This window comes from Comamonas sp. SCN 65-56 (genome assembly GCF_001724135.1).
Classification (GTDB): Bacteria; Pseudomonadota; Gammaproteobacteria; order Burkholderiales; family Burkholderiaceae_C; genus Comamonas_C.
In genome coordinates, this window is the sequence record NZ_MEDS01000019.1 from 1 (window position 1) to 22,256 (window position 22,256).

Below are 22,256 nucleotides of genomic sequence, written 5' to 3' on the forward strand. Positions count from 1 at the left end.
CCAGGTCGCCGCACAGGTCGGGTACTCGGATGGGGTGACCCTGCGGGCCCTGTTGCGCCGCAAGCTGGGCCGGGGTGTCAGGGAGTTGCGACGCGGTGGGTGACCAAAGGCGTTTGGTGCATGTACGGCTGTGGCTGAGCTTGGTGTGGGCCACTTGCAGCTTGGTGCGCTCGCCGCCGATGACGGCCCAGTCTTCGCTCCAGTCGAACTGGAACGCTTCACCGGCACCGAAGGTCAGGGGCACGAAGGTGCCTCGGCCAGTGGTTCGCTCGGCTTCCTGCCGTTTGGCCTGCCAGACACGTGCAAAGGCGGCCACGCGGTTGTACGAACCGTCGTAGCCCAGAGCGGCCAGGTCGGCGTGCATCTGCTTGACCGTGCGCCGCTGTTTGCGCGATTTGCCGGCCTCAGTCTTGAGCCAGCCTGACAGTTTGTCTGCGAAGGGGTCGAGCTTGCTGGGGCTCACGCGCTTGGCATAGCGCGGCTCGACCGTATCGGCCCGAAGGTACTTCTTGATGGTGTTTCGAGACAGCCCGGCTCGCCGCGCTATCTCGCGCAGGGACAGATGCTCTCGCAGTGCCCAACGCCTGATGACACTCAATGTCGCCACGTCAATCACTCCTGTACTCCTGCCACTAAAAGCAGCAGGTTAGGGTTCTTACGTGGGTCAGATTTGGATGGAAATTACCCGTGCAGGTGGGTCAGTTCTGGGTGGAAATCAACAGCCATCGCCCAGATCGAGGAAGACTTGGGCGCCCTGTTGTTTGAGCGCAAGGCCCGCGGCATGGCGCTGACGCACACCGGCCACCAGTTCCTGCGCCATGCGCAGCAGATCGAAGTGGCGATGCGCAATGCCCGCGACGCGCTGGCATCGCGCCCGCACGCCGTCACCGGCAGCCTGAACATCGGCGTCTCCAACCTGATGGTGGGCTACTACCTGCCGTTTTTGCTCGAGCGCTTTCGCCGCGTCTTTCCACGCATCGAGGTGCACATCACCGAAGACCGGCGCGACTATCTGGAACACCTGCTGGTCAGCGGCGAGCTCGACGTGGCGCTGATCGCGGTGTCCCAGTTGCAGAACTTTCGCGCCCTGGAGACCGAAACCATCCTGCGCTCAGGATGGCGCGTCTGGTGCCCGGTCAATCACCGGCTGGCCGATGAGAAGCAGATCGATGCCGACGCCCTGGTGCGCGAATCCCTGATCCTGCTGGAGTCGGACGAACTCGGAGAGACGACGACTGGGCTGTAGCACCATGCGCAGACCGACCCGCGCGTGCTGATCCGCACCTCGTCGGTGGAGGCGGTACGCAGCCTGGTGGCGACCGGTGCCGGGGTCACGGTGCTGCCCGACATGCTGTATCGCCCCTGGTCGCTGGAAGGTGACCGGCTGGAGGTCCGGCAGCTGCTGCAGCCCCTGCCCGATCTCGAAGTAGGCCTGGCCTGGTGCAAGGGCGCGGTGCTGCCCGAGGCGCTGGAGAACTTCCTCACCGCCGTGCGCCCGACGCTGGGGAGCACGCAGCAGGCCTACGGCAGCAAATAGATCACCCCGCCTTGCGAAAGGTGAAATTGATGCGCTCGTTGCCGGTAAGTAGGTGCGCCATCGCGCGCACCGGCGCAATGCCGTGATGGCGCAATCGGTCCACTCCACCCCAGACTGCCACGTCACCATGAAACAACGGGATGCGCTGCGTACGATCGCTGCGCTGCAAACCACCCCAGAGGAATTCGGCTGAAACGCCCAGCGATACGGAAACGATGGGCTGCGCAAAATCGCGCTCGTTCTTGTCCTGGTGCAGCGTCAGGCGGCTGCCGGGGCGGTAGCGATTGATGAGGCAGGCATCGGGCGCGAAACCGGCAAAGCCCGCCTCGGCCGCGGCCTCGCTGGCCAGCCGCATGAACACCGCCGGCATGGCCGGCCACGGCAGGCCGGTATCCGGGTCGTCACCGCGATAACGGTAGCCGGCGCGACTGCTGGTCCAGCCCAGCGGCCCGCAATTGGTCAGCGGCACCGACATGGTCTGGCCGCCCGGCGTCACCATGTGGCGAAACGGCGCCTGCGCCACCACCTGCTGCAACTGCGGCCAGAGCTCGTCCATCAGCGCCAGCGCAAAGCCGCGCAACACCACGGACTGCGAGCCGAGCCGGGTCGTGCTGCCGGCCAGCGGGTGGTCTTCGGCAAACAGATCGCTCGTCATGAAATTTTGACGAAATCAGGTTCTAGCGCTTGTCAGCAAAGCGCAAACAGCTATGAATTCAGGACTATTCAAACACCCAGATACTCGGGCAGCGTCGTGTCTTCGAGCATGGTTTCCGCATCGCCCTGCAGTACCACCTGGCCTTTTTGCAGTACCAGCGCGCGGTTGCTGCGACTCAGCACCCGGTGCCAGTCGCGGTCGACGATCAGCACCGCCATGCCAGCGCACTTGATCTCGTCGATCACGCGCCAGATCTCATGCACGATGAGCGGCGCCAGGCCTTCGGTGGCCTCGTCCAGGATGACCAGCTCGGGGTGCGTCATCAGCGCCCGGCCGATCGACAGCATCTGCTGCTCGCCGCCCGAGAGCAACGCACCCAGCTGGTCGATGCGCTCCGACAGGCGCGGGAAGGTCTGCAGCACGCGCTCCATGGTCCAGTCGGCGCGGCCATCGCGCCCCGGACGCTCGGCCATGATGAGGTTCTCGCGCACCGTGAGGTTGCCGAACACCCCGCGTCCTTCCGGCACATAGGCCACGCCCAGGCGCGCCACCTCATGCGGTTTGGCGCGCGAAATATCCTGGTCGAACAGGCGAATGCTGCCCTCGCGCTGCGCCACATGGCCCAGCAGCGAGCGAATCAGCGTGCTCTTGCCCATGCCATTGCGCCCCAGCAAACCCACGGTTTCGCCCTGGCGGATTTCCAGATCGACACCATGCAGCACATGGCTGCTGCCGTACCACGCATGCAGGCCCTGCGCCTGCAACATCACTTTGGTTTGCGTCATGCATCGTGCCCCAGATAAGCCTCGCGCACATCGGCATTGGTGCGGATGTCGTCGGGCGTGCCGGTGGCGATCACCGAGCCGTTGACCATCACCGTGATGCGGTCGGCGATGCGAAACACCGCGTCCATGTCGTGCTCCACCAGCAAGATCGCGTGGTCCTTCTTCAAGGCGTCCAGCAGCGCCAGCATGCGCTCGGTCTCCTCGGCGCCCATGCCGGCCAGCGGCTCGTCGAGCAGCAGCACCTTGGGCGCGGTGGCCAGGCACATGGCGATCTCCAGCTGGCGCTTCTGGCCATGGCTGAGCAGCCCGGCCTCGCGCTGCAGCACCTCGCCCAGGCCCACCCGCTGCGCCACCTCGCGCGCAATGCGCTGCGTCGGGCCGCGCGATTGGGCGTCGTGCCACCAGGCCCAGGGCGTCTGGTAACGCGCCTGCGCCGACAGGCGGCAGTTTTCCTGCACCGTGAAGCTGGGGTAGATGGTGTTGCGCTGGTAGCTGCGCCCCAGGCCCGCGCGTGCCCGCCGTGGCTGCGACCACTGCGTCACGTCCTGGCCCAGCAGTTCGATCTGGCCGCTGCTGGGCGGAAATTCGCCCGAGAGCAGGTTGATCAGCGTCGATTTGCCTGCGCCATTGGTGCCGATCACCGCATGCACGGCGCCGCGAACCAGCTCCACGCTGACGCCGTTGACCGCGACCAATCCACCCCAGCGCCGCGTCAGCGCGCGCCCGCGCAACAGAATTTCGCCGCTCATGCCTGCGCCTCCTCGCTGTCGGGCGCGTGCTTGTCGCGCTTGCGCGCCGCGTGCAGCCGCCATTGGTGCGGGATGCCGACCAGGCCACGCGGCATGAAGGCCACGCAGGCAATCACCACCAGCCCCAAGCCCAAATGCCAGTGCTTGGCGGCCTCACCCAGCAGCGCTTCGGACTTGAACAACTCCTGCAGCAGCGAAAACGCAAACGCACCGATCAGCGCACCGCGCAGATGGCCAAGACCACCCAGAATGATCATCACCAGCACACCCGCGCTCAAATGCCAGCTCAAGAGCTCGGGGCTCACAAAACCGTCCTTGATCGCGAACAGGAACCCGGCCCAGCCGGAGATCGCGCCCGAGATCGTGAACGCCGCGAGCTTGTACGGGTAGACCGAAAACCCGGTGGCGCGCATGCGCTGCTCGTTGACGCGGATGCCGGCCAGCGCGCGGCCAAACGGCGAGCGCAGCAGCAGCGCGAGAAACGCAAACACCAGCAGCAGACTGAACCAGATGAAGCCGTACAGGTGCGCGGCGTTGCCCAGATCGAGCAGCCCGAGCACCGGCTTCACGTACAGGTAGATGCCATCGGTGCCGCCACCGAGCTCGGTGTCGTGGATCACGTAATACGCCATCTGCGCGAACGCCAGCGTGACCATGATGAAGTACACGCCCTTGGTGCGCAGCGACAGCGCGCCCACGGCCAGTGCATACAGCGCCGCCAGCAGCATGGACAGCGGCAGCGCCACCAGCAGCGAGGGCACGGCGTTGTCGGCCGGCGCCAGCAGCACCGCCGCATACGCGCCTATGCCGAAAAACGCCGCCTGGCCAAAGCAGACCAGTCCAGTGCTGCCCACCAGCAGTTCAAGCGCCACCGCCAGAATGGCGTAGATCATGAGCTTGGCCACCAGATCGGCGCCATACGCGCCAGATACCAGCGGCCACAGCGCCAGCAGCAGAAACACGGCGGCGACAAACACATGCTTGCCGCCCAAGGGGGAGGAACGGGGCGTGGCGCTCATGGCTTGAACAATCCATCCGGGCGCCACAGCAGCACGGCCGCCATCAGCACATAAACCAGCACGCCCGCCGCCTGCGGCAGCAGCACCTTGCCAAAGGTATCGACAAAGCCGATCAACAGCGCCGCCACCAGCGCGCCGCGGATCGAGCCTATGCCGCCGATCACCACCACGACGAAGCAGATGATGAGCACCGATTCCCCCATGCCCGGGTAGACGCTGGAAACCGGCGCCGCGATCATGCCGGCGAACGCCGCCAGCGCCACGCCGACGGCGAAGACGATGCGGTAGAGCAGCGAGATGTCTATGCCCAGGCTCTGCACCATCTCCCGATTGGCCGTGCCGGCGCGAATTCGCATGCCCAGGCGCGTGCGGGTGAACACCCACCACATGCCCAGCGCCAGGAAAACGCAGCAGGCGCTGATGAACAAGCGATACACCGGGTAATTCATCACGTCGCCCAGCTCGATCGAGCCCGCAAGCCACGGCGGTGCCTGCACGCCATGCACGTCGTTGCCCACGAGAATGCTGCGCAGTTCCTCGAACACCAGAATCAGGCCATAGGTCATCAGGACTTGCTGCAGGTGATCGCGCTCATAGAGGAAGCTGAAGAAGGCCCACTCGAGCACGTAGCCGAGCACGACCGAGAGCACCACGCCGACCGTCAGGGTGACGAAGAAACTACCGCCAAAAAGTGGCGCCAGCCCATACGCCATGTAGGCGCCGATCATGTAGAAGCTGCCGTGCGCCAGGTTGATCACGCCCATGATGCCGAAGATCAGCGTCAGACCGGAGGCGACGAGAAACAGCAGCAGCCCGTACTGCAGAGAGTTCAGGCACTGGATGAGAAAGGTTGGAAGGTCCATGCAGACAGTCGCGTGGTGAAACACGTCGGGCGGCCGATCGGCCGCCCGCCCCTGAAAGCCGGATTACATCCGGCAGCCGGTGGCCGGATCGGCCAGGGCCTTGACCGCCACGCTCTGATAGACGTTTTCGTTGCCGACCACCTTGCGCAAATACATGTCCTGCACCGGATTGTGCGCCTTGGACATCGTGAACTTGCCGCGCGGGCTGTCTATCGTCGCCTTGGTCACCGCGGCCGAGAACGCCTTGGCATTCTTCGCGTCACCCTTGGTGGCATTGAGGCCGATCGCCAGGATCTGCGCCGCGTCGTAGCCCTGCACCGCGTACACGTCGGGCTGCATCTTGTAGGCCTTGGCATAGGCCAGGCGGAACTCCTTGTCCTTGGGCGCCGGCAATTCGTCGGCGTAGTGCAGCGCCGTCAGCAGGCCTTCGGCCGCCGCGCCCTGCGCTTCCAGCGTGCCGTCGGTGACGAAGCCTGCGCCGACCAGCGGAATACTGTCCTTGAGGCCCGCGGCCGCATAGTCCTTGACGAACTTCACCGCGCCACCACCGGCGAAAAAGGTGTAGACCACATCGGGCTTGAGTGACGCGATCTCGGTCAGCAGCGCCTGAAACTCCACATTGGGGAAGGGCACCGTGAGATCCTTCATGACCTTGCCGCCAGCCTTCTCGAACGCATCCTTGAAGCCCTTGACCGACTCGGCGCCGGCGGCGTACTTCCAGGTGATGGTCACCGCCTTCTTGTGGCCCTGCTTGGCGGCCACCTCGCCCATGGCAAAACCCGGCTGCCAATTGGAGAAGCTGGAGCGGAAGATGTTGGGCGCACACATCGGGCCGGTGACGGCATCAGCGCCAGCGTTCGGGATGATCAGGAGCGTGCCCGATTCCTTGGCCGCCTTCGCCATCGCCATCGCCACGCCGCTGTGCACCGTGCCGACGATCACGTCCACGTTGTCGCGCTTGATCAGCTTGTTGACGTTGTCGGTGGCCTTGGACGGATCGCTCTCGTCGTCGACGCGGATGTATTCGATCTCGCGTCCGGCAATTTTGCCGCCGAGCTGATCCACATACAACCGGAACCCGTTGTCGATCGCCGTGCCCAGCGCCGCATAGGTGCCGGTCGCGGGCAGCATGAAGCCCACCTTGAGCTTGCCCGCCTGGGCGCGTGCCAGCGGCGCGATGCCCGCCAGCGCCAGCGATGCCGCGCTCGTCAGAAAGGTCTTGCGATTCATCATGGTCGTCTCCTCGTCTTTCTATGGAAGATCAGTGGTTGGAAAAAGAATGTTGTTGCACAAACGCACTGCACGCCGTGATCACGGCGGCAGGCTGGTCACGGTGCGGCGAATGGCCGCAATGATCGATTTCGACCACCTGGGTCTGCGGCACCTGGCGTGCAATGCTGCGCACATGAGCCAATGTACCGTACTCATCCTGCAGGCCCTGGATGGCCAGGACAGGGCAGCCGATGGCGGCGATCTCTTGCTGGATGTCCCAGGCGCGAAACGCCGGCGACAGCCAAACCTCATTCCAGCCCCAGAAGGCCGAATCGACGTCGTCGTGGTAGCGCGCCAGACGCTCGCGCAGGCCGCCAGCCACATACGCTTCACGCGCCTTCTCGATGCTGTCCACCGAGATCTGCTCCACCATGGTATGAGGCGCGAGCACGATGGCGCCCGCCGCCGGGTGATTGCGTGCATGCAGCAAGGCAATGGAAGCTCCATCGCTATGACCGAACAACCAGGGCGGCTGCGTCACGCCGACCGCACTGAGAAACGCCGGCAACACCTCGTCGGCCTGGCGATGCATGAAGTCATTGACCCAATGTTCATCGGCCGCACGCGGCGTGGAGCGGCCATAGCCGGGGCGCGAATACACCAGGCCGCGCCACTGCAGGGCATCGCACAACTGCGCCGGGAAGTCCTTCCACATCGCCACCGAGCCCAGGCCCTCGTGCAGAAACACCATCAGCGGTGCATCGCGGCGATCCGGCGCGAGCCACTGGTACTCGATGCGCACCGGACGATCGCGCCAGGCGATCTCGGCAAACCGCGTTTCAGTCTGGCTCATGCGCCAATCGTTTCCATCGCGCGCAGGCGAAAGCGCTGGATCTTGCCGGTCGCTGTCTTGGGCAACTCCTTCACAAACGCGATCTGGCGCGGGTACTTGTAGGGCGCGAGCTTGTCTTTCACGAAGGCCTTGAGTTCGTCCTCGGTGGCTTTTTCTCCGTCCTTGAGCACCACAAAGGCCTTGGTCTTGGTCAAACCATCGGCGTCCTGGATGCCGATCACCGCAGCCTCCAGCACCGCATGGTGCTGCACCAGCGTGGCCTCGACCTCGAAGGGGCTCACATAGATGCCGCTGACCTTGAGCATGTCGTCGCTGCGCCCGCCATAGGTGTAGGTGCCATCGGGATTGCGGACGTACTTGTCGCCACTCTTGGTCCACGAGCCCCGGAAGGTGTCGCGGCTCTTTTCACGGTTGCCCCAGTACATCAGGGCCGCCGAGGGGCCCTTGATGTAGAGATCGCCCAACTCGCCATCGGGCACGAGCGCACCGTCGTGGTCGCGCAACTCGACCTCATAGCCCGGCACCGGCCAGCCGGTGGTGCCGTAACGTACGTCGTCGGGCTTGTTGGACAGGAAGATGTGCAGCATCTCGGTCGAGCCTATGCCGTCGACGATCTTGACGCCGAAATGCTCGGTGAAGCGCTCGCCCAGATCGCGCGGCAGCGCCTCACCGGCCGAGGACACAAGGCGCAGCGCCACCTGTTCGCGCGTTGGCAGGTGCGGGTTGGCCAACATGCCGGCAAAACCCGTGGGCGCACCGTAGAACACCGTCGGCTTGACGCCGCCCACACCGCCGGTCATGCGCTTGAACGTCGCCTCCGGCGTCGGCCGCTCGGCCATCAGAATAGTGGTCGCTCCCACGCCCATGGGAAAGGTCAGCCCATTGCCCAGACCGTAGGCGAAGAACAGCTTTGCGGCCGAGAAGCAGACGTCGTTTTCCGCCAACCCGAGGACGCGCTTGGCGTACAGCTCCACCGTCCAGTACGGATTCGCGTGCGAATGCACCGCGCCCTTGGGGCGACCGGTGGAGCCTGAGGAGTAAAGCCAGAACGCCGGATCGTCGGGATGTGTGGCCGCCGGGTGCGGCAGCGGAGCCTGTGCCGCGAGGAAGGCGTCAAACGCCAGTTCGCCGAAATCCAATGGCGCGACCGGGCGCGAGACGATCACCTTCTGCACCTCGTGATCTGCCTTTACCAGCGCGCCCTTGATGGCCGGCAGCAGCGCGCCACTGGTCAATATCGCCTGCGCGCGCGAGTGCTCCAGCATGTAGGCGTAGTCGTCGGCCGTCAGCAGGGTATTGACTGCCACCGGCACCGCGCCGGCATAGATGGCACCGAGAAAGGCCACCGGCCAGTCAGTCACGTCCTGCATCGCCAGCAGAACGCGCTCTTCACGCTTGACGCCCAGCGCACGCAGGCCCGCGGCGCACTGGCGCACGCGCTGCTCGAGCGCGCCGTAGCTCAGTTGCTCGGTGTCGTCGATGAAGGCCGCACGCTGGGCGCGCCCCGCATTGACCTGCAGCAGGTGCGCCGCAAAGTTGAAGATCGTCGGTGGCGCAGCCACCTCAGGTGCGTTGGCGGCCAAATCCGTTGTCATGTTGGTTCCCTTCAGACTTGCCGTGGGTCAGAGTGCGCCGAGCACTTCGGGCGCGCCCTGGATGGCCACGCGGCGATGGTAAAAATCAAGGGCGCGCAGACCGCCCAGCTCGGCACCGCCACCGGCGCGCCCAGGCCCGCCATGCATCGACTGCGGCATGGCGTTGCCATGCCCCGTATGCGTCGTGGCACACGCCGGGCTGACCACATGCACGCGGCCATGCAACGGTGCCAGTTGCAGCGCAGTGTGCGCCAGCAGCGGCGCGTCATCGCCATACAGCGACGCCACCAGCGAGCCCTGACCGCGTGCCACCTGCGCCACCGCCTGTGCCACGTTGGCGTAGGGCAGCAACGTGGCCACCGGGCCGAAGACCTCGACCTCGTGCACCACGGCATTGGCCAGTACGGCATCAGGCGTGGCTAGGCCGAACAGCGTGGGCCCGACACAGCAGGCCACAGCCGGATCGGCATCGACCAGCGCCGCGCTGCTGCCGTCGTGCAGCACCTGCGCCGCACCGCGCAGGGTGGCGATGCCCTCACGGATGCTCCCCAGCTGCGCCCGGCTCACAAGCGAGCCCATGCGCACGCTCTCGTTGCGCGGATTGCCCACCACCGTTTTGGCCAGCCGCGCGCCGACGGCCTGCGCCACCGCATCGAAAGATGCAGCCGGCACGAAGGCGCGGCGGATTGCGGTGCATTTCTGCCCGGCCTTCTGCGTCATCTCACGCGCCAGCTCCTTCACGAACAAATCGAACGCCGGCGTTCCAGGCGCCGCATCGGGCAGCAGCACGGCGCTGTTGATGCTGTCGGCCTCAATGTTCACGCGCACCGAGTACTGAGCCACGGCCGGATGGCTGCGCAAAAGCGCGGCAGTATCGGCCGAGCCGGTAAACGACAGCACATCCTGCGGCGCGAGCGCATCCATCAACCCGGCCGAGCTGCCGCAGACGATGGACAGCGCGCCTGCCGGCAGCACGCCGGCATCGACCACGTCCTTGACCATGCGCTGCGTCAGCCAGGCGGTGGCCGTGGCGGGTTTGACCACCACCGGCACGCCGGAGAGCAGCGCGGGCGCCGCCTTTTCCCACAACCCCCACGAGGGGAAATTGAAGGCATTGATGAACAGCGCCAAGCCATCGACCGGCACGCGGATATGGCGCGTGGCAAACGAGCCATCCTTGGCCAGCGATTGCGCCTCGCCATCAGGCAGAAAATGCCCCTCGGGCAGACCCGCAGCCAGCTTGGCATAGGTGCTGAGCGTGTAGATGGCGCCATCGACGTCGATGCCGGTGTCCGCCTTCACAGTGCCGGAGTTGGCCGTGGATATGTCGTAGTACGCATCGCGGTTGGCCTGCAGCACCTTGGCCACTGCCACCAGCAATTCACCGCGCTGACGATAGTTCAGCGCGCGCAGCGCGGCCCCGCCCTGTTCTCGCGCAAACGCAAAGCCGGCGGCCAGATCCAGGCCGGTGGCATCCACGCGCACCAGCTCGTTGCCCAGGACAGGGTCAAACAAGGCCGTGCCGACGCCGCTGCCAGCCTGCCAACGCCCGCCCAGATAATTGGAAAGAAGCTCAGTCATTGAGTCGCCTTACAAGAATTGAATCTGTCCCGCCGGCAGCAGATACAGCACCAGCGCGCGCCCGCCGGTCACCGTCGGCGCATGCTGGCTGCCGGGGCCATAGACCACCCAACCGGCACCATGGCCGTCAAACTGCGCGCCGTCGGAAAGCGGCATCACCAGATCGATCTCGCCGCCCGGATGCACATGCTGCGGCCCGGCGATGGACTCCATGTCCACCACATCCACCGAAAAACCCTGCAGATCGTCCGCGGGCTTGAAGATGCGGCCGTAGCGGATGCCGCCGCCTTCGCGGTTGCACAGCCAGCCGTCGTGCACGCCCGCCTCGCAGGTGGCCTGCAACTGCCTGAAACTGTCCGACAGCGGGCCATGCTCGGTATTGAGCCAATCGGCAAGGCGGCTGTCGAGCGGCTTGCCGGCGATCTGTTGAGCCAAGGCAGCAATCTGGCTGCGCAGTTGTTCAGCGGTCATGAACACTCCAAGTGAGAAGGCTGTGCACCGCCGCTCGTGCTTGCAGTTTGGCGGCAGATGCATTATTGTGCGTTCGTTATCTTACCCACCACCACCGCTGTGTCAAGCAATATAATGCCTGAATCAGGGATTTCCCTAGTCTCCGGCACGCCTGAGCCACCCCATTCGGGCGCAAAGCGGGCCTCGGCCGCCACCAAATTCGCCAAGGAAGGCGACGCTTTTCTGGCGCAGCTGGGTGAGCGCGTGCGCACCTTGCGCTCGCGCCGCGGTTTCACACGCAAGGCCGTGGCGCATCTGGCCGGTGTCAGCGAACGCCATCTGGCCAACCTGGAGTACGGCCAGGGCAATGCCTCCATCCTGATCCTGCTGCTGATCTCACGGGCGCTGCAGTGTTCGATGGCCGAGCTGCTGGGCGACGTCACCACCAGCAGCCCCGAGTGGTTGCTCATCCGCGAAATGCTGGCGGGCCGCGACGAGGCCAGTCTGCACAAGGCGCGCGTGGCCATCGGCGATCTGCTGGGGACTGGCGGCGCGCAAGGCGAGGGCGCACGCCCACGCAGCCACCTGGTGGCGCTGATTGGCCTGCGCGGCGCCGGCAAGAGCACGCTGGGCAGCCTGCTGGCGCAGGATCTCGGCTTCCCGATGATCGAGCTCAGCCGCGAGATCGAAAAATTCGCCGGCTGCAGCGTCAGCGAAATCCAGGGGCTCTACGGCCAGGCCGCCTACCGGCGCTACGAGCGCCGGGCCCTGGAAGAGGCCATCCAGATCTACCCCGAGGCGGTGATCGCCACCCCGGGCGGCATCGTCTCCGATCCAGCCACCTTCAATCTGCTGCTGGCGCACTGCACCACCATCTGGCTCAAGGCCACGCCGGAAGATCATATGCGCCGCGTGGCAGCACAAGGCGACATGCGCCCGATGGACGCCAGCCATGAAGCCATGGCCGACCTGCGCTCCATCCTGGCGGGGCGCTCGGCCTTCTACGCCAAGGCGGAATGGCAGCTCGATACCAGCGCTCAGCCGCAAGAAAAAACCTTTCTTTTGTTGCGCGACAAGGTACGCGCCCTGCTTCAGTTCGCACATGCAACATAAGGCAACTCTTTGACACGCACAAAAATGCATTCGACTGCATATTCCGCTTGACATACGCTGATATATGCATAATAATGCGCTTCATCGCCCTTGTTGAACCCCTCTCTTTCGGAGCCCGCCGTGACGCAGAACCCCACTTTTCGAGTTGAATACCAAACCCATCCCACCCAGTACAAGCACTGGAAGCTGAGCTTTGATGGCGCGGTTGCCACGCTGTCGGCCGATTTCGCCGAAGACGGCGGTCTGCGTCCCGGCTACAAGCTCAAGCTCAACAGCTACGACCTGGGGGTCGACATCGAGCTCAACGACGCGCTCAACCGCATCCGCTTCGAGCACCCGGAGGTGCGCACCGTGGTCGTCACCAGCCTCAAGGACAAGGTGTTCTGCTCGGGCGCCAACATCTTCATGCTGGGCTTGTCCAGCCACGCCTGGAAGGTGAATTTCTGCAAGTTCACCAACGAAACGCGCAACGGCATGGAGGATTCCTCGCGCCACAGCGGGCTCAAATTCCTCGCTGCCGTCAACGGCGCCTGCGCCGGCGGTGGCTACGAGCTGGCCCTGTCGTGCGATGAAATCCTGCTGGTGGACGACCGCTCCAGCAGCGTCAGCCTGCCCGAGGTGCCGCTGCTGGGCGTGCTGCCCGGCACCGGCGGCCTGACGCGCGTGACCGACAAGCGCCACGTACGCCACGACCTGGCCGACATCTTCTGCACCACCAGCGAAGGCGTGCGCGGGCAAAAGGCCGTCGATTGGCGCCTGGTGGATGCCATTGCCAAGCCGGCGCAGTTTGCCGCCAAGGTGGCGGAGCGCGCCCAGGCGCTGGCCGCGCAGAGCGACCGCCCGGCGGGTGCCAAGGGTGTCGAACTCACGCCGCTCAACCGCAGCATCGAAGCGGATGCACTGCGCTACAGCCACATCAGCGTCGAAATCCAGCGCGAGCAGCGCGTCGCCACCTTCACGGTGCGCGCACCCGAAGGCGCCCAGCCGGGCGACATCGTCGGCATTGAGGCCGCGGGCAGCCAGTGGTATCCGCTGCAACTCGCTCGCGAGCTCGACGACGCGATCCTGCAGATGCGCACCAACGAGCCGACCATAGGCACCTGGCTGATCAAGACCAGCGGCAGCCTGGACGCCGTTGCGGCGATGGACAAATCCTTGCTGGCGCACAAGAACCACTGGCTGGTGCGTGAAACGCTGGGCCTGCTGCGCCGCGTGTTCAGCCGCCTCGACGTGTCCTCGCGCAGCCTGTTCGCGCTGGTCGACGAAGGCTCGTGCTTTGGCGGCAGCTTTCTCGAACTCGCCTTGGCCTGCGACCGCATCTACCACCTGGCGCTGCCGGATGCGCCCGAGAAGGCACCGAAGATCAGCGTCGGCGAGCTCAATTTCGGCCAATACCCCATGGCCACCGACCAGAGCCGCCTGGCGCGGCGCTTCTACGACGAAGCCGCGCCGCTTGCCGCCGTGCGCGCACGCATCGGCCAAGCGCTGGATGCCGATGCCGCGCTGGCGCTGGGCCTCGTCACCAGCGCACCCGACGATATCGACTGGGCCGATGAAACCCGCATTGCCATCGAAGAGCGCGTCGCCATGAGTCCCGACGCCCTGACCGGCATGGAAGCCAATCTGCGCTTCAACGGCACGGAGAACATGGTCACCCGCATCTTCGGCCGCCTGACCGCCTGGCAGAACTGGATCTTCCAGCGCCCCAACGCCGTCGGCGAGAAGGGTGCGCTCAAGGTCTACGGCAAGGGCGACAAGGCCGCCTTCGACTGGAACCGCGTCTGATCAAGGGGAGGTTTGACGTTGAGCGTTGAGCGTTTGGCGTGAACCTCCCTTTTCCGCAATAAACGCTCAACGCCCAACCTGCAACGCAATTCCTACCTTCCAAGGAGCATCTCATGAGCATCGACTACAGCCAGAAGATCCCCAACAACGTCAACCTCAACGAAGACCGCACGCTACAGCGCGCGCTCGAGGCCTGGCAGCCCAACTTCCTCTCGTGGTGGGGCGACATGGGTCCGGACGGTTCGCACGGCTTTGACGTCTACCTGCGCACCGCCACCAGCGTGGATCCGCAGGGCTGGGCGCACTTTGATTACGTCAAGATGCCCGACTACCGCTGGGGCATCTTCCTGAACCCGGCCGAGCAGGACCGCAAGATCCACTTCGGCGACCACCTGGGCGAAGCCGCCTGGCAGGACGTGCCTGGCGAGCACCGTGCCAACCTGCGCCGCATCATCGTGACGCAGGGCGATACCGAGCCCGCCAGCGTCGAGCAGCAGCGCCACCTCGGCCTGACGGCGCCCAGCATGTACGACCTGCGCAACCTGTTCCAGGTCAACGTCGAAGAGGGCCGCCACCTGTGGGCCATGGTCTATCTGCTGCACAAATACTTCGGGCGCGACGGCCGCGAGGAAGGCGAGGCGCTGCTCGAGCGCCGCAGCGGCAACGAGGACAACCCGCGCATCCTGCAGGCCTTCAACGAGAAGACGCCCGATTGGCTCAGCTTCTTCATGTTCACCTACTTCACCGACCGTGACGGCAAGTTCCAGCTCTGCGCGTTGGCCGAGTCGGGTTTTGATCCGCTGGCCCGCACCACGCGCTTCATGCTGACCGAAGAGGCGCACCACATGTTCGTTGGCGAGCAGGGCGTGAGCCGCGTCGTGCAGCGCACCTGCCAAGTGATGAATGAGCTCAAGACCGACGACGTGAAGACGCTGCGCAACGCCGGCGTGATCGACCTGCCGACCATCCAGCGCTACCTGAACTTCCACTACAGCGTCACCATCGACCTGTTCGGCGCCGACGAATCGAGCAATGCCGCAACCTTCTACTCGACCGGTCTCAAGGGTCGCTTCGAGGAAGGCAAGCGCGTCGACGACCACCTGCTCAAAGATCAGACCTACAAGATCCTCAACGTGGTCGACGGCCAGCTCCAGGAGAAGGACGTCCCGATGCTCAACGCGCTCAACGAAGTGCTGCGCGACGACTACATCAAGGATTCGGTTGCCGGCGTGAGCCGCTGGAACCGCGTCATCGAGAAGGCCGGCATCCCGTTCAAGCTGACAGTGCCGCACAAGGCCTTCAACCGCAAGATCGGCGCCTTGGCCGGGTTGCACGTGAGCCCGGAAGGCAAGGTCATCAGCGAAGCCGAGTGGAACGCCCACGTCCGCGAATGGCTGCCCTCGGCCGAAGACCGTGCCTACGTCACCAGCCTGATGGGCCGCGTGGTCGAACCGGGTAAATTCGCCAACTGGATCGCGGCGCCGGCGATCGGCATCAACCGCCAGCCGGTGGATTTCGAGTACGTGCGTTTCAATTGATGTATAAAAATGGCTGCAGCGCTTGCCAGTCAAGCGCTGGCAGCTATTTTTTTTGAAGTTAGGAGATGAATATGGGCATGCCTGAAACTGCACTCATCAAGCAGCACCTGATCGACCCGGAAATCTGCATCCGCTGCGGCGCCTGCGAGGCGGCCTGCCCGATCGACGCCATCACCCATGACGACCGCAACTACGTCGTCGACGTCAACATCTGCGAGCACTGCATGGCCTGCGTGCCGGTCTGCCCCACGGGCGCGATCGACAACTGGCACAACGTGCCGCGCTCGCTCGCCTATACGCTGGAGCAGCAGTTCAGCTGGGACCAACTCCCGGCGCTGCTGACCGAAGCCCAGCTGGCCGAGTTCGGCGCAGCCGACATGGCCATCGACGCGCCGCTGACGCAAAAGGAAGAAGCGGCGCAGGTAGCGGCGGCGGCCGAACCCGATCCCTCGGGCGAGACGCCGTTTGATTCCAGCGCCTACAACTCGACCCTGCCGCCCTGGTCCGGCGCGCATGCCTACACCAACCTCTACGGCCCGCGCGCCGCGCAAAAGACCGCCACCGCCACCGTCACCGGCACGCTGCGCGTGACCGAGGTGGGCAAGGAGTACGACACGCACCACATCGTGCTTGATTTCGGCGCCATGCCGTTCCCGGTCCTCGAAGGCCAGTCCATCGCCGTGCTGCCACCGGGCCTGGACGCCCGCGGCAAGCCGCACGTGCCGCGCCAGTACAGCATTGCCAGCCCGAGGAACGGCGAGCGCCCGGGTTTCAACAACATCAGCCTGACGATCAAGCGCGTGCTGCAGGACTACGACGGCAACCCGGTGCGCGGCGTCGCCAGCAACTACATGTGCGACCTCAAGGTGGGCGACAAGGTCGAGATCATCGGCCCCTTCGGCAACAGCTTTCTGATGCCCAACCACCCCAAGAGCCACATCGTGATGATCTGCACCGGCACCGGCAGCGCACCGATGCGCGCCATGACCGAATGGCGCCGGCGCCTGCGCAAGAGCGGCAAGTTCGAAGGCGGCAAGCTGATGCTGTTCTTCGGTGCGCGCACCAAGGAGGAACTGCCCTACTTCGGCCCTTTGCTGAGCCTGCCCAAGGATTTCATCGACATCAACTTCGCCTTCAGCCGCACGCCGGACGCGCCCAAGAAATACGTGCAGGACCTGATGCGCGAACGCGCGGCCGACCTGGCGCCGCTGCTTGCCGACCCCAACGCCTATTTCTACGTCTGCGGCCTCAAAAGCATGGAGGAAGGCGTGATGCTTACCCTGCGCGACGTGGCCGTGCAAGCCGGGTTGAACTGGGACGAGATCGGCGGCGCACTCAAGCGCGAAGGCCGCCTGCATCTGGAAACCTACTGATGGACACGCTGCAGATCACCCACCCAGCGCCTGGCGTGGCCCAGGTGCTGATGAACCGCCCGGCGGTCTTCAACGCGTTCGACGAGGCCATGATCGGCGAACTCGACACCGCCTTTGCACAACTGGCGCAGGACAACGCGGTGCGCGTCATCGTGCTCGCGGGCAGTGGCAAGCACTTCAGCGCCGGGGCCGATCTGCAGTGGATGCAGCGCGCCTCGCTCGCCGACCACGACTGGAACCTGCAGGATGCGCGGCGCTTTGCCGCCATGCTGTCGCGCATCGAGCAAAGCCCCAAGCCCACCATCGCGCGCATCCAGGGTGCGGCACTCGGCGGTGGCGTGGGCCTGGCCTGCGCCTGCGACATTGCGATCGCCGCCGACAACGCCAGCTTTGCCGTCAGCGAAGCCAAGTTCGGCATCATCCCCTCGGTCATCGGGCCCTATCTGCTGAACGCCGTCGGGCGGCGGCAGGCGCGACGCCTGGCGCTCACCACCACACGCATCCAGGCCGGCGAGGCGCTGGCCATCGGCATGGTGCAGCAGGTCGTGGCGCTGGATGCGCTCGATGCGGCCGTGCAGCAGGCCGTGGCGGATTTGCTGATTGGCGGCCCGCAGGCCCAGGTGGAAATCAAGCGGCTGTACGATCAGCTCCCCCGCGGACCGGTAACGGCCGAGGCACGCGAGCTGACGGCGCAGACCATCGCCCGCGTGCGCGGCACGGATGAAGCGCGCGAAGGCTTCACCGCCTTCCTCGCCAAGCGCGCCGCCTCCTGGAATCCACACCACACAGCACAATGACCACCAGCAAGCAAGACATCCTCCTGATCGGCGTCGGCGTCATGGGCCAGGGCATCGCCCAGGTCGCGGCGCAGGCCGGGCACCGCGTGTTCCTCTTCGACACCTTCGAAGGCGCCGCGGTCAAGGCACGCGAGAAGATCGCCACCACCTTCACCAAGCTGGTCGAAAAAGCCAAACTCACGCAGCAGGACGCCGATGCCACACTGGCGCGCTTGCTGCCCATCCAGACTCTCGCCGAAGGCAAGACCGCTCTGCTCGCGATTGAAGCGGTTGTCGAGCGCCTCGATGTCAAACACAGCCTGTTCCAGCAGCTCGAAGACCTGCTGCCCGAAGGTGCGATCCTGGCCACCAACACCTCGTCGATCAGCGTCACCGCCATCGGTGCCGGTCTCAAGCGCCCCGAGCGCCTCGTCGGCATGCACTTCTTCAACCCCGCGCCGCTGATGAAGCTGGTCGAAGTTGTGCACGGCCTGCGCACCGATAAGGCCATCGCGGCCGAGGTCGAGCAACTCGCGCGCGCCTGGGGCAAGACCCCCGTGCATGCACGCAGCACGCCGGGCTTCATCGTCAACCGCATCGCCCGCCCCTACTACGCCGAGGCGCTGATGCTGCTGCAAGAGCAGGCGCTGGCGCCTGAAGCGCTCGATGCCGTGCTGCGCGCCGCGGGCTTTCGCATGGGCCCGTGCGAGCTGATGGACCTGATCGGGCTCGATACCAACTACGCCGTCACCAAGACTGTGTTCGAGGCCAATTTTTATGACCGGCGCTTCACCCCCAGCCTGGTCCAGCGCGAGCTGGTCGAGGCCGGCCAGTTCGGGCGCAAGAATGGTCGCGGTTTCTACGTCTACCCTGAAGGCGCACCAGCACTGGCTCCCTGCCCGGTGGCGCCGCCCGCTGCAGGCAGCACGGTGGTCGTGCATGGCAGCGGCACGGTGGCCGATGCACTGGCGGTTGCCGCCAAGGGCTTCACCGTCTCGCGCGTGCCCACGAGCAATTGGGTCGGTCTGCAGTTGGGCAGTCTGCAACTGCGCCAGACCGATGGCCGCTCCGCCTGGCAGATCGCCCGCGCCGAAGGCCTGGCGCAGCTTGCCGTCTTTGACGAATTGCCAACGGTGGCGGGGGGCGCCATCGCCTTTGCCACCACCGGCGCAGCCAGCGCTGCGCATGCCGCCGGGGTGCTGCAGGCGCTGGGCTGGCAGCCAGTGCCGATGCAGGATGCCCCCGGCCTTGTCGTCGCCCGCACGCTTGCCATGCTGGTCAACGAAGCGGCCGACGCCGTGCAGCAAGGCGTGTGCACGCCCGACGGCGCCGACGCCGCGATGAAGCTGGGCGTGAACTACCCCGCAGGCCCGTTCGAGTGGCTGCAGCGGCTGGGCCGCTCCCGCGTCATCGGGCTGATCGAGGCGCTGGACGCCTGCTACCGCGGCGAACGCTACCGCATCAGCCCCTGGCTGCAGCGTGCAGGTGCGGCATGAGCATCTGCATCGAACCCACCACCGCTGGCGTGGTCGAGGTCGTCTTCGGCCCGGCCGGTGAGCTGCCCGTCTGCACCAGCGCCGACCACACGCGCCTGGCCACGCTCTGGGGTGAGCTGGCCCAAGACCCGCAATGCCGCGTGATCCTCGTGCGCAGCGAAGGCAAGGGCTTTTCCGCTGGCGGCGACATGGCACTGCTCCAAGACATGCTGGAAAGTGAAGCCAAGCGCATGCGCGTGATGCACGAGGCCCGCGCCATCGTGCAAGGCATGATGGATTGCGACCTGCCCATCATCAGCGCCATCCACGGCGCGGCTGCGGGCGCCGGTGCGGCCGTCGCGCTGATGGCCGACATCTCGATCGCCGCCGAGAACGCCAAGATCATCGACGCGCACACCAAGCTCGGCGTCGCTGCGGGCGACCATGCGGCCGTCATCTGGCCACTGCTCTGCGGCATGGCCAAGGCCAAATACCACCTGCTCACCTGCCAACCGGTGACGGGGGCCGAAGCCGAGCGCATCGGCCTTGTCAGCCTGGCCGTGCCCCAGGGCGAACTGCTGGAGCGCGCCCGCGCCACCGCGGCCGAGCTTGCAGGCGGCAGCCGCGCCGCGCTCGGCCACACCAAGCGCAGCCTGAACCACTGGCTGCGCGCCGCCTGGCCGGCGTTCGAGCATTCGCTGGCGCTGGAATTCCTGGGTTTTGCCGGCAGCGACGCACGCGAAGGCGTAGCGGCCTTCACCGAAAAGCGCCCGGCGCGCTTTGCCTGAAAGGCGCAGCAGCCATGAAATACGCAGAATTTGAGGTCGGCCAGGTGCTGCACGCAGGCCCCTACACGGTCACCGAGCCGGAAATCCTCGCCTTCGCCAAACAGTGGGATCCACAGTGGTTTCACACCCAGCCCGAGGCGGCGGCCACGGGCCCCTTCAACGGCCTGATCGCGAGCGGCTGGCACACCTGCGGCATTGCCATGCGCCTGGCCGTCGACGCCTTCCTGGCTGGTTCCGAATCCTATGTCTCCCCCGGTCTGGACAACATCCGCTGGCTGCACCCGGTGCGCCCCGGCGACACGCTGCGCCTGGCCATCACCATCGTTGAAAAACGCACTACGAAATCAGGCCTTGGCCTGCTGCGCTGGGACTGGGAGATGGCCAATCAGAAGGGCGATCTGGTGCTGGAAATCAAGGCGGCGAATCTGTTCAAGATCTGATACGGCTTTGCATTCAAACGCAGAACGCGGCGGGAAGCTGCAGATTCACAGCGCCTTGAGCTTGGTGTCTATCTTCGCGCGAAGAGCGGCATCGGTCACGGCCCGTGACGCAAACTCCAACACCTTGCGCGCCTCATCCTTACGCTGGTCGGCCAGATACAGGTCGCCCAGTTTGAGCCATGCCCCGGCCGCACCGTTGGCGTCACCATTCGCCTCCTGAACCCGCGCCAGGGTATCGAGCACGGTGGTGTTGTCCGGCGCTGATTTCTCTGCCCGGCGCGCCAGCGAGAGCGCCTCGGGCTTCTTGCCCGCATTCAAGCGCAGCAACGCCAGGTTATTCAAGCTCTGCCAATGCGACGGCGCATTCTTGATGGCCTGCTCGTAGTGTTTGGCGGCCGCTGCCTTGTCGCCCGAGCCTTCTTCAAGCATGCCGACCATGAAGGCCGCGTCTGCATCACCGGGCGCCAGCTCCAGCCGCTTGCGCGCCTGCTCCAGGGCTCCCCGCGTGTCTCCAAGGCGCAGCAACACCATGGTCATGTTGGCACGCAACACCGGGCTGTTGGGCGTTTGCTCGCTGGCGCGTGCAAAGACATCACGGGCTTTTTCATACAAACCCATGCTCGCATAAAGCTGCCCCGCTCTTCCAAGCGTGTCGGTGTCGGGCTGGCGCTGCGGCTGCACCAGCTGCTCGAGCCGCGCCTGTGCCGCCTTCCCCGAGCCTGCCAAGGCTTCGCTGGCTGCAAGCTCGATTTGCGGTGCAGGGTCCTTGGGTGCCAGCCTGGCGGCCTCGGTCAGGGTCTTGATGGATGCGTCAAGGCGATCCAGCGCGCGATAGGCGCGCCCCTGGCCCACCAACGCCGGTACATCCTTGGCAAGGCCTTTCGTTGCCAGTACGGCCTTGAACCGGTCGGCTGCCTTGGTGGCATTGCCCGTTGCCAGCCAGGCATCACCAAGCACCATGAGGGCCGCAGGTGGAACCGGCTTGGCGTCGCTCGCAGCCTTGTCCCAATAGTCCAGCAGCTTCAACGCCTGCTCTGGTTGCCCGTTACGCACATACAGGCGCCCCAGATCCACACGCAGTCCGGCGGCTGTCTCGGGCATACCGGCAATGCCCTTCTTGAGATGCTCTATGGCAGGCTGGAGCGCACCATGCTGCGCCAGATACAGACCGATACGCTGGTTCACCAGTCTGTCATCGGGGGCAGATTTTAGCGCTTCGCGGTAAAATGAGATCGCCTTTTCCGGCTCTCCCATCGCGGTCGCGATGTCTCCCAGTTTTATCCAGGCCGTGTATTGGCCGGCGTTGAGTTTGATTGCCTGCTGCAATGCCTCAATCGCCTGGGGCACCTTGTCCTGCAGCGCCAGCGCCACGCCCAGGACTTCATGGGCGGCGGCTGAGTCAGACGACTCCTTGATCACCTTGCGTGCCAATTTTTCAGCATCCGCCGACTTGCCCGCCTGGATCAGTTTAAGCGCATCGTCCAGCGGTCCGGGTTGAGCTGCCGGTTTTTTTGTACCCACCACCGCACCCGTCAAATTTATCGATGCCGCATGTGCCTGCGGCACAAGCAACAACAGGGACATGACAAGTGTCAAAGCCAGAAGCACGCGCGATGGGAGCATGAAGACCTCTAGGAATGAATTCGCAGGCGGGGCGAACTGCAAAAAA

Annotated in this window: 19 protein-coding genes and 2 pseudogenes; 9 read left to right on the forward strand and 12 right to left on the reverse strand. The window is 65.2% G+C overall.

The features are described from left to right. Positions 1-616: pseudogene (locus ABS45_RS11220) on the reverse strand (hypothetical protein); the annotation flags it as partial. Positions 617-841: 225 nt separating this feature from the next. Here ABS45_RS11220 and ABS45_RS11225 point away from each other — a divergent pair. Then, positions 842-1,537 (forward strand): annotated as a pseudogene (locus ABS45_RS11225) (LysR substrate-binding domain-containing protein). 1 nt (position 1,538) lies between these two features. Here ABS45_RS11225 and alkB read toward each other — a convergent pair. The 10 genes from alkB to ABS45_RS11275 all read right to left on the reverse strand — a co-directional run bounded on the left by alkB (position 1,539) and on the right by ABS45_RS11275 (position 11,320). After that, positions 1,539-2,192 (reverse strand): DNA oxidative demethylase AlkB, encoded by a 654-nt coding sequence (alkB, locus tag ABS45_RS11230; RefSeq protein WP_291555619.1) that lies wholly within the window; start codon positions 2,190-2,192, stop codon positions 1,539-1,541. Positions 2,193-2,260: 68 nt separating this feature from the next. After that, positions 2,261-2,977, reverse strand: a complete 717-nt coding sequence (locus ABS45_RS11235) for an ABC transporter ATP-binding protein (protein WP_291555620.1) — start codon at positions 2,975-2,977, stop codon at positions 2,261-2,263. Further along, the gene (locus ABS45_RS11240; RefSeq protein ID WP_291555621.1) at positions 2,974-3,726 is read right to left on the reverse strand and encodes an ABC transporter ATP-binding protein; all 753 of its coding nucleotides are present in this window, start codon (positions 3,724-3,726) and stop codon (positions 2,974-2,976) included. The genes ABS45_RS11235 and ABS45_RS11240 overlap by 4 nt, the downstream gene beginning before the upstream one ends. Next, positions 3,723-4,745, reverse strand: coding sequence for a branched-chain amino acid ABC transporter permease (locus tag ABS45_RS11245; RefSeq protein WP_291555622.1), 1,023 nt, complete (start codon positions 4,743-4,745; stop codon positions 3,723-3,725). The genes ABS45_RS11240 and ABS45_RS11245 overlap by 4 nt, the downstream gene beginning before the upstream one ends. Further along, complete coding sequence (locus ABS45_RS11250; protein ID WP_291555623.1) at positions 4,742-5,608, reverse strand: branched-chain amino acid ABC transporter permease; 867 nt, start codon at positions 5,606-5,608, stop codon at positions 4,742-4,744. The genes ABS45_RS11245 and ABS45_RS11250 overlap by 4 nt, the downstream gene beginning before the upstream one ends. Positions 5,609-5,671: 63 nt before the next feature. Further along, positions 5,672-6,838: an ABC transporter substrate-binding protein gene (locus tag ABS45_RS11255; RefSeq protein ID WP_024537557.1), complete on the reverse strand. Its 1,167-nt coding sequence runs from the start codon at positions 6,836-6,838 to the stop codon at positions 5,672-5,674. Between the two features lie 31 nt (positions 6,839-6,869). Beyond that, positions 6,870-7,673, reverse strand: coding sequence for an alpha/beta hydrolase (locus tag ABS45_RS11260; RefSeq protein WP_291555624.1), 804 nt, complete (start codon positions 7,671-7,673; stop codon positions 6,870-6,872). Continuing rightward, on the reverse strand, positions 7,670-9,268 hold the full coding sequence (locus ABS45_RS11265; RefSeq protein WP_291555625.1) for a benzoate-CoA ligase family protein: 1,599 nt from the start codon (positions 9,266-9,268) through the stop codon (positions 7,670-7,672). Before ABS45_RS11265 ends, ABS45_RS11260 begins: the two co-directional genes overlap by 4 nt. Positions 9,269-9,295: 27 nt before the next feature. Then, entirely contained in the window at positions 9,296-10,849 is a 1,554-nt protein-coding gene (locus ABS45_RS11270; RefSeq protein WP_291555626.1) for a 3,4-dehydroadipyl-CoA semialdehyde dehydrogenase, read from the reverse strand. Positions 10,850-10,858: 9 nt separating this feature from the next. Continuing rightward, positions 10,859-11,320, reverse strand: coding sequence for a DUF4863 family protein (locus tag ABS45_RS11275; RefSeq protein ID WP_291555627.1), 462 nt, complete (start codon positions 11,318-11,320; stop codon positions 10,859-10,861). Positions 11,321-11,434: 114 nt separating this feature from the next. On the opposite strand from ABS45_RS11275, the gene ABS45_RS11280 reads away from it, so the two are divergent. From ABS45_RS11280 to ABS45_RS11315, 8 genes are all read left to right on the forward strand, one after another. Next, positions 11,435-12,412: a helix-turn-helix transcriptional regulator gene (locus ABS45_RS11280; RefSeq protein WP_291555628.1), complete on the forward strand. Its 978-nt coding sequence runs from the start codon at positions 11,435-11,437 to the stop codon at positions 12,410-12,412. A gap of 120 nt (positions 12,413-12,532) precedes the next feature. Beyond that, the gene (boxC, locus tag ABS45_RS11285; protein ID WP_291555629.1) at positions 12,533-14,197 is read left to right on the forward strand and encodes a 2,3-epoxybenzoyl-CoA dihydrolase; all 1,665 of its coding nucleotides are present in this window, start codon (positions 12,533-12,535) and stop codon (positions 14,195-14,197) included. Positions 14,198-14,310: 113 nt separating this feature from the next. Further along, on the forward strand, positions 14,311-15,735 hold the full coding sequence (gene boxB, locus ABS45_RS11290; protein WP_291555630.1) for a benzoyl-CoA 2,3-epoxidase subunit BoxB: 1,425 nt from the start codon (positions 14,311-14,313) through the stop codon (positions 15,733-15,735). Positions 15,736-15,806: 71 nt separating this feature from the next. After that, positions 15,807-17,108, forward strand: a complete 1,302-nt coding sequence (gene boxA, locus ABS45_RS11295) for a benzoyl-CoA 2,3-epoxidase subunit BoxA (RefSeq protein ID WP_291555631.1) — start codon at positions 15,807-15,809, stop codon at positions 17,106-17,108. Further along, positions 17,108-17,905, forward strand: coding sequence for an enoyl-CoA hydratase-related protein (locus ABS45_RS11300; protein ID WP_291555632.1), 798 nt, complete (start codon positions 17,108-17,110; stop codon positions 17,903-17,905). The genes boxA and ABS45_RS11300 overlap by 1 nt, the downstream gene beginning before the upstream one ends. After that, on the forward strand, positions 17,902-19,380 hold the full coding sequence (locus tag ABS45_RS11305; RefSeq protein WP_291555633.1) for a 3-hydroxyacyl-CoA dehydrogenase: 1,479 nt from the start codon (positions 17,902-17,904) through the stop codon (positions 19,378-19,380). The genes ABS45_RS11300 and ABS45_RS11305 overlap by 4 nt, the downstream gene beginning before the upstream one ends. Beyond that, a complete protein-coding gene (locus ABS45_RS11310) occupies positions 19,377-20,147 on the forward strand; it encodes an enoyl-CoA hydratase/isomerase family protein (RefSeq protein ID WP_291555634.1) in 771 nt (256 codons plus the stop codon). Before ABS45_RS11305 ends, ABS45_RS11310 begins: the two co-directional genes overlap by 4 nt. 14 nt (positions 20,148-20,161) lie before the next feature. Then, the gene (locus ABS45_RS11315; RefSeq protein WP_291555635.1) at positions 20,162-20,587 is read left to right on the forward strand and encodes a MaoC family dehydratase; all 426 of its coding nucleotides are present in this window, start codon (positions 20,162-20,164) and stop codon (positions 20,585-20,587) included. 45 nt (positions 20,588-20,632) lie between these two features. On the opposite strand, the gene ABS45_RS11320 is transcribed toward ABS45_RS11315, so the two are convergent. Further along, positions 20,633-22,171, reverse strand: coding sequence for a tetratricopeptide repeat protein (locus ABS45_RS11320; RefSeq protein ID WP_291555636.1), 1,539 nt, complete (start codon positions 22,169-22,171; stop codon positions 20,633-20,635). Positions 22,172-22,256 lie beyond the last annotated feature (85 nt).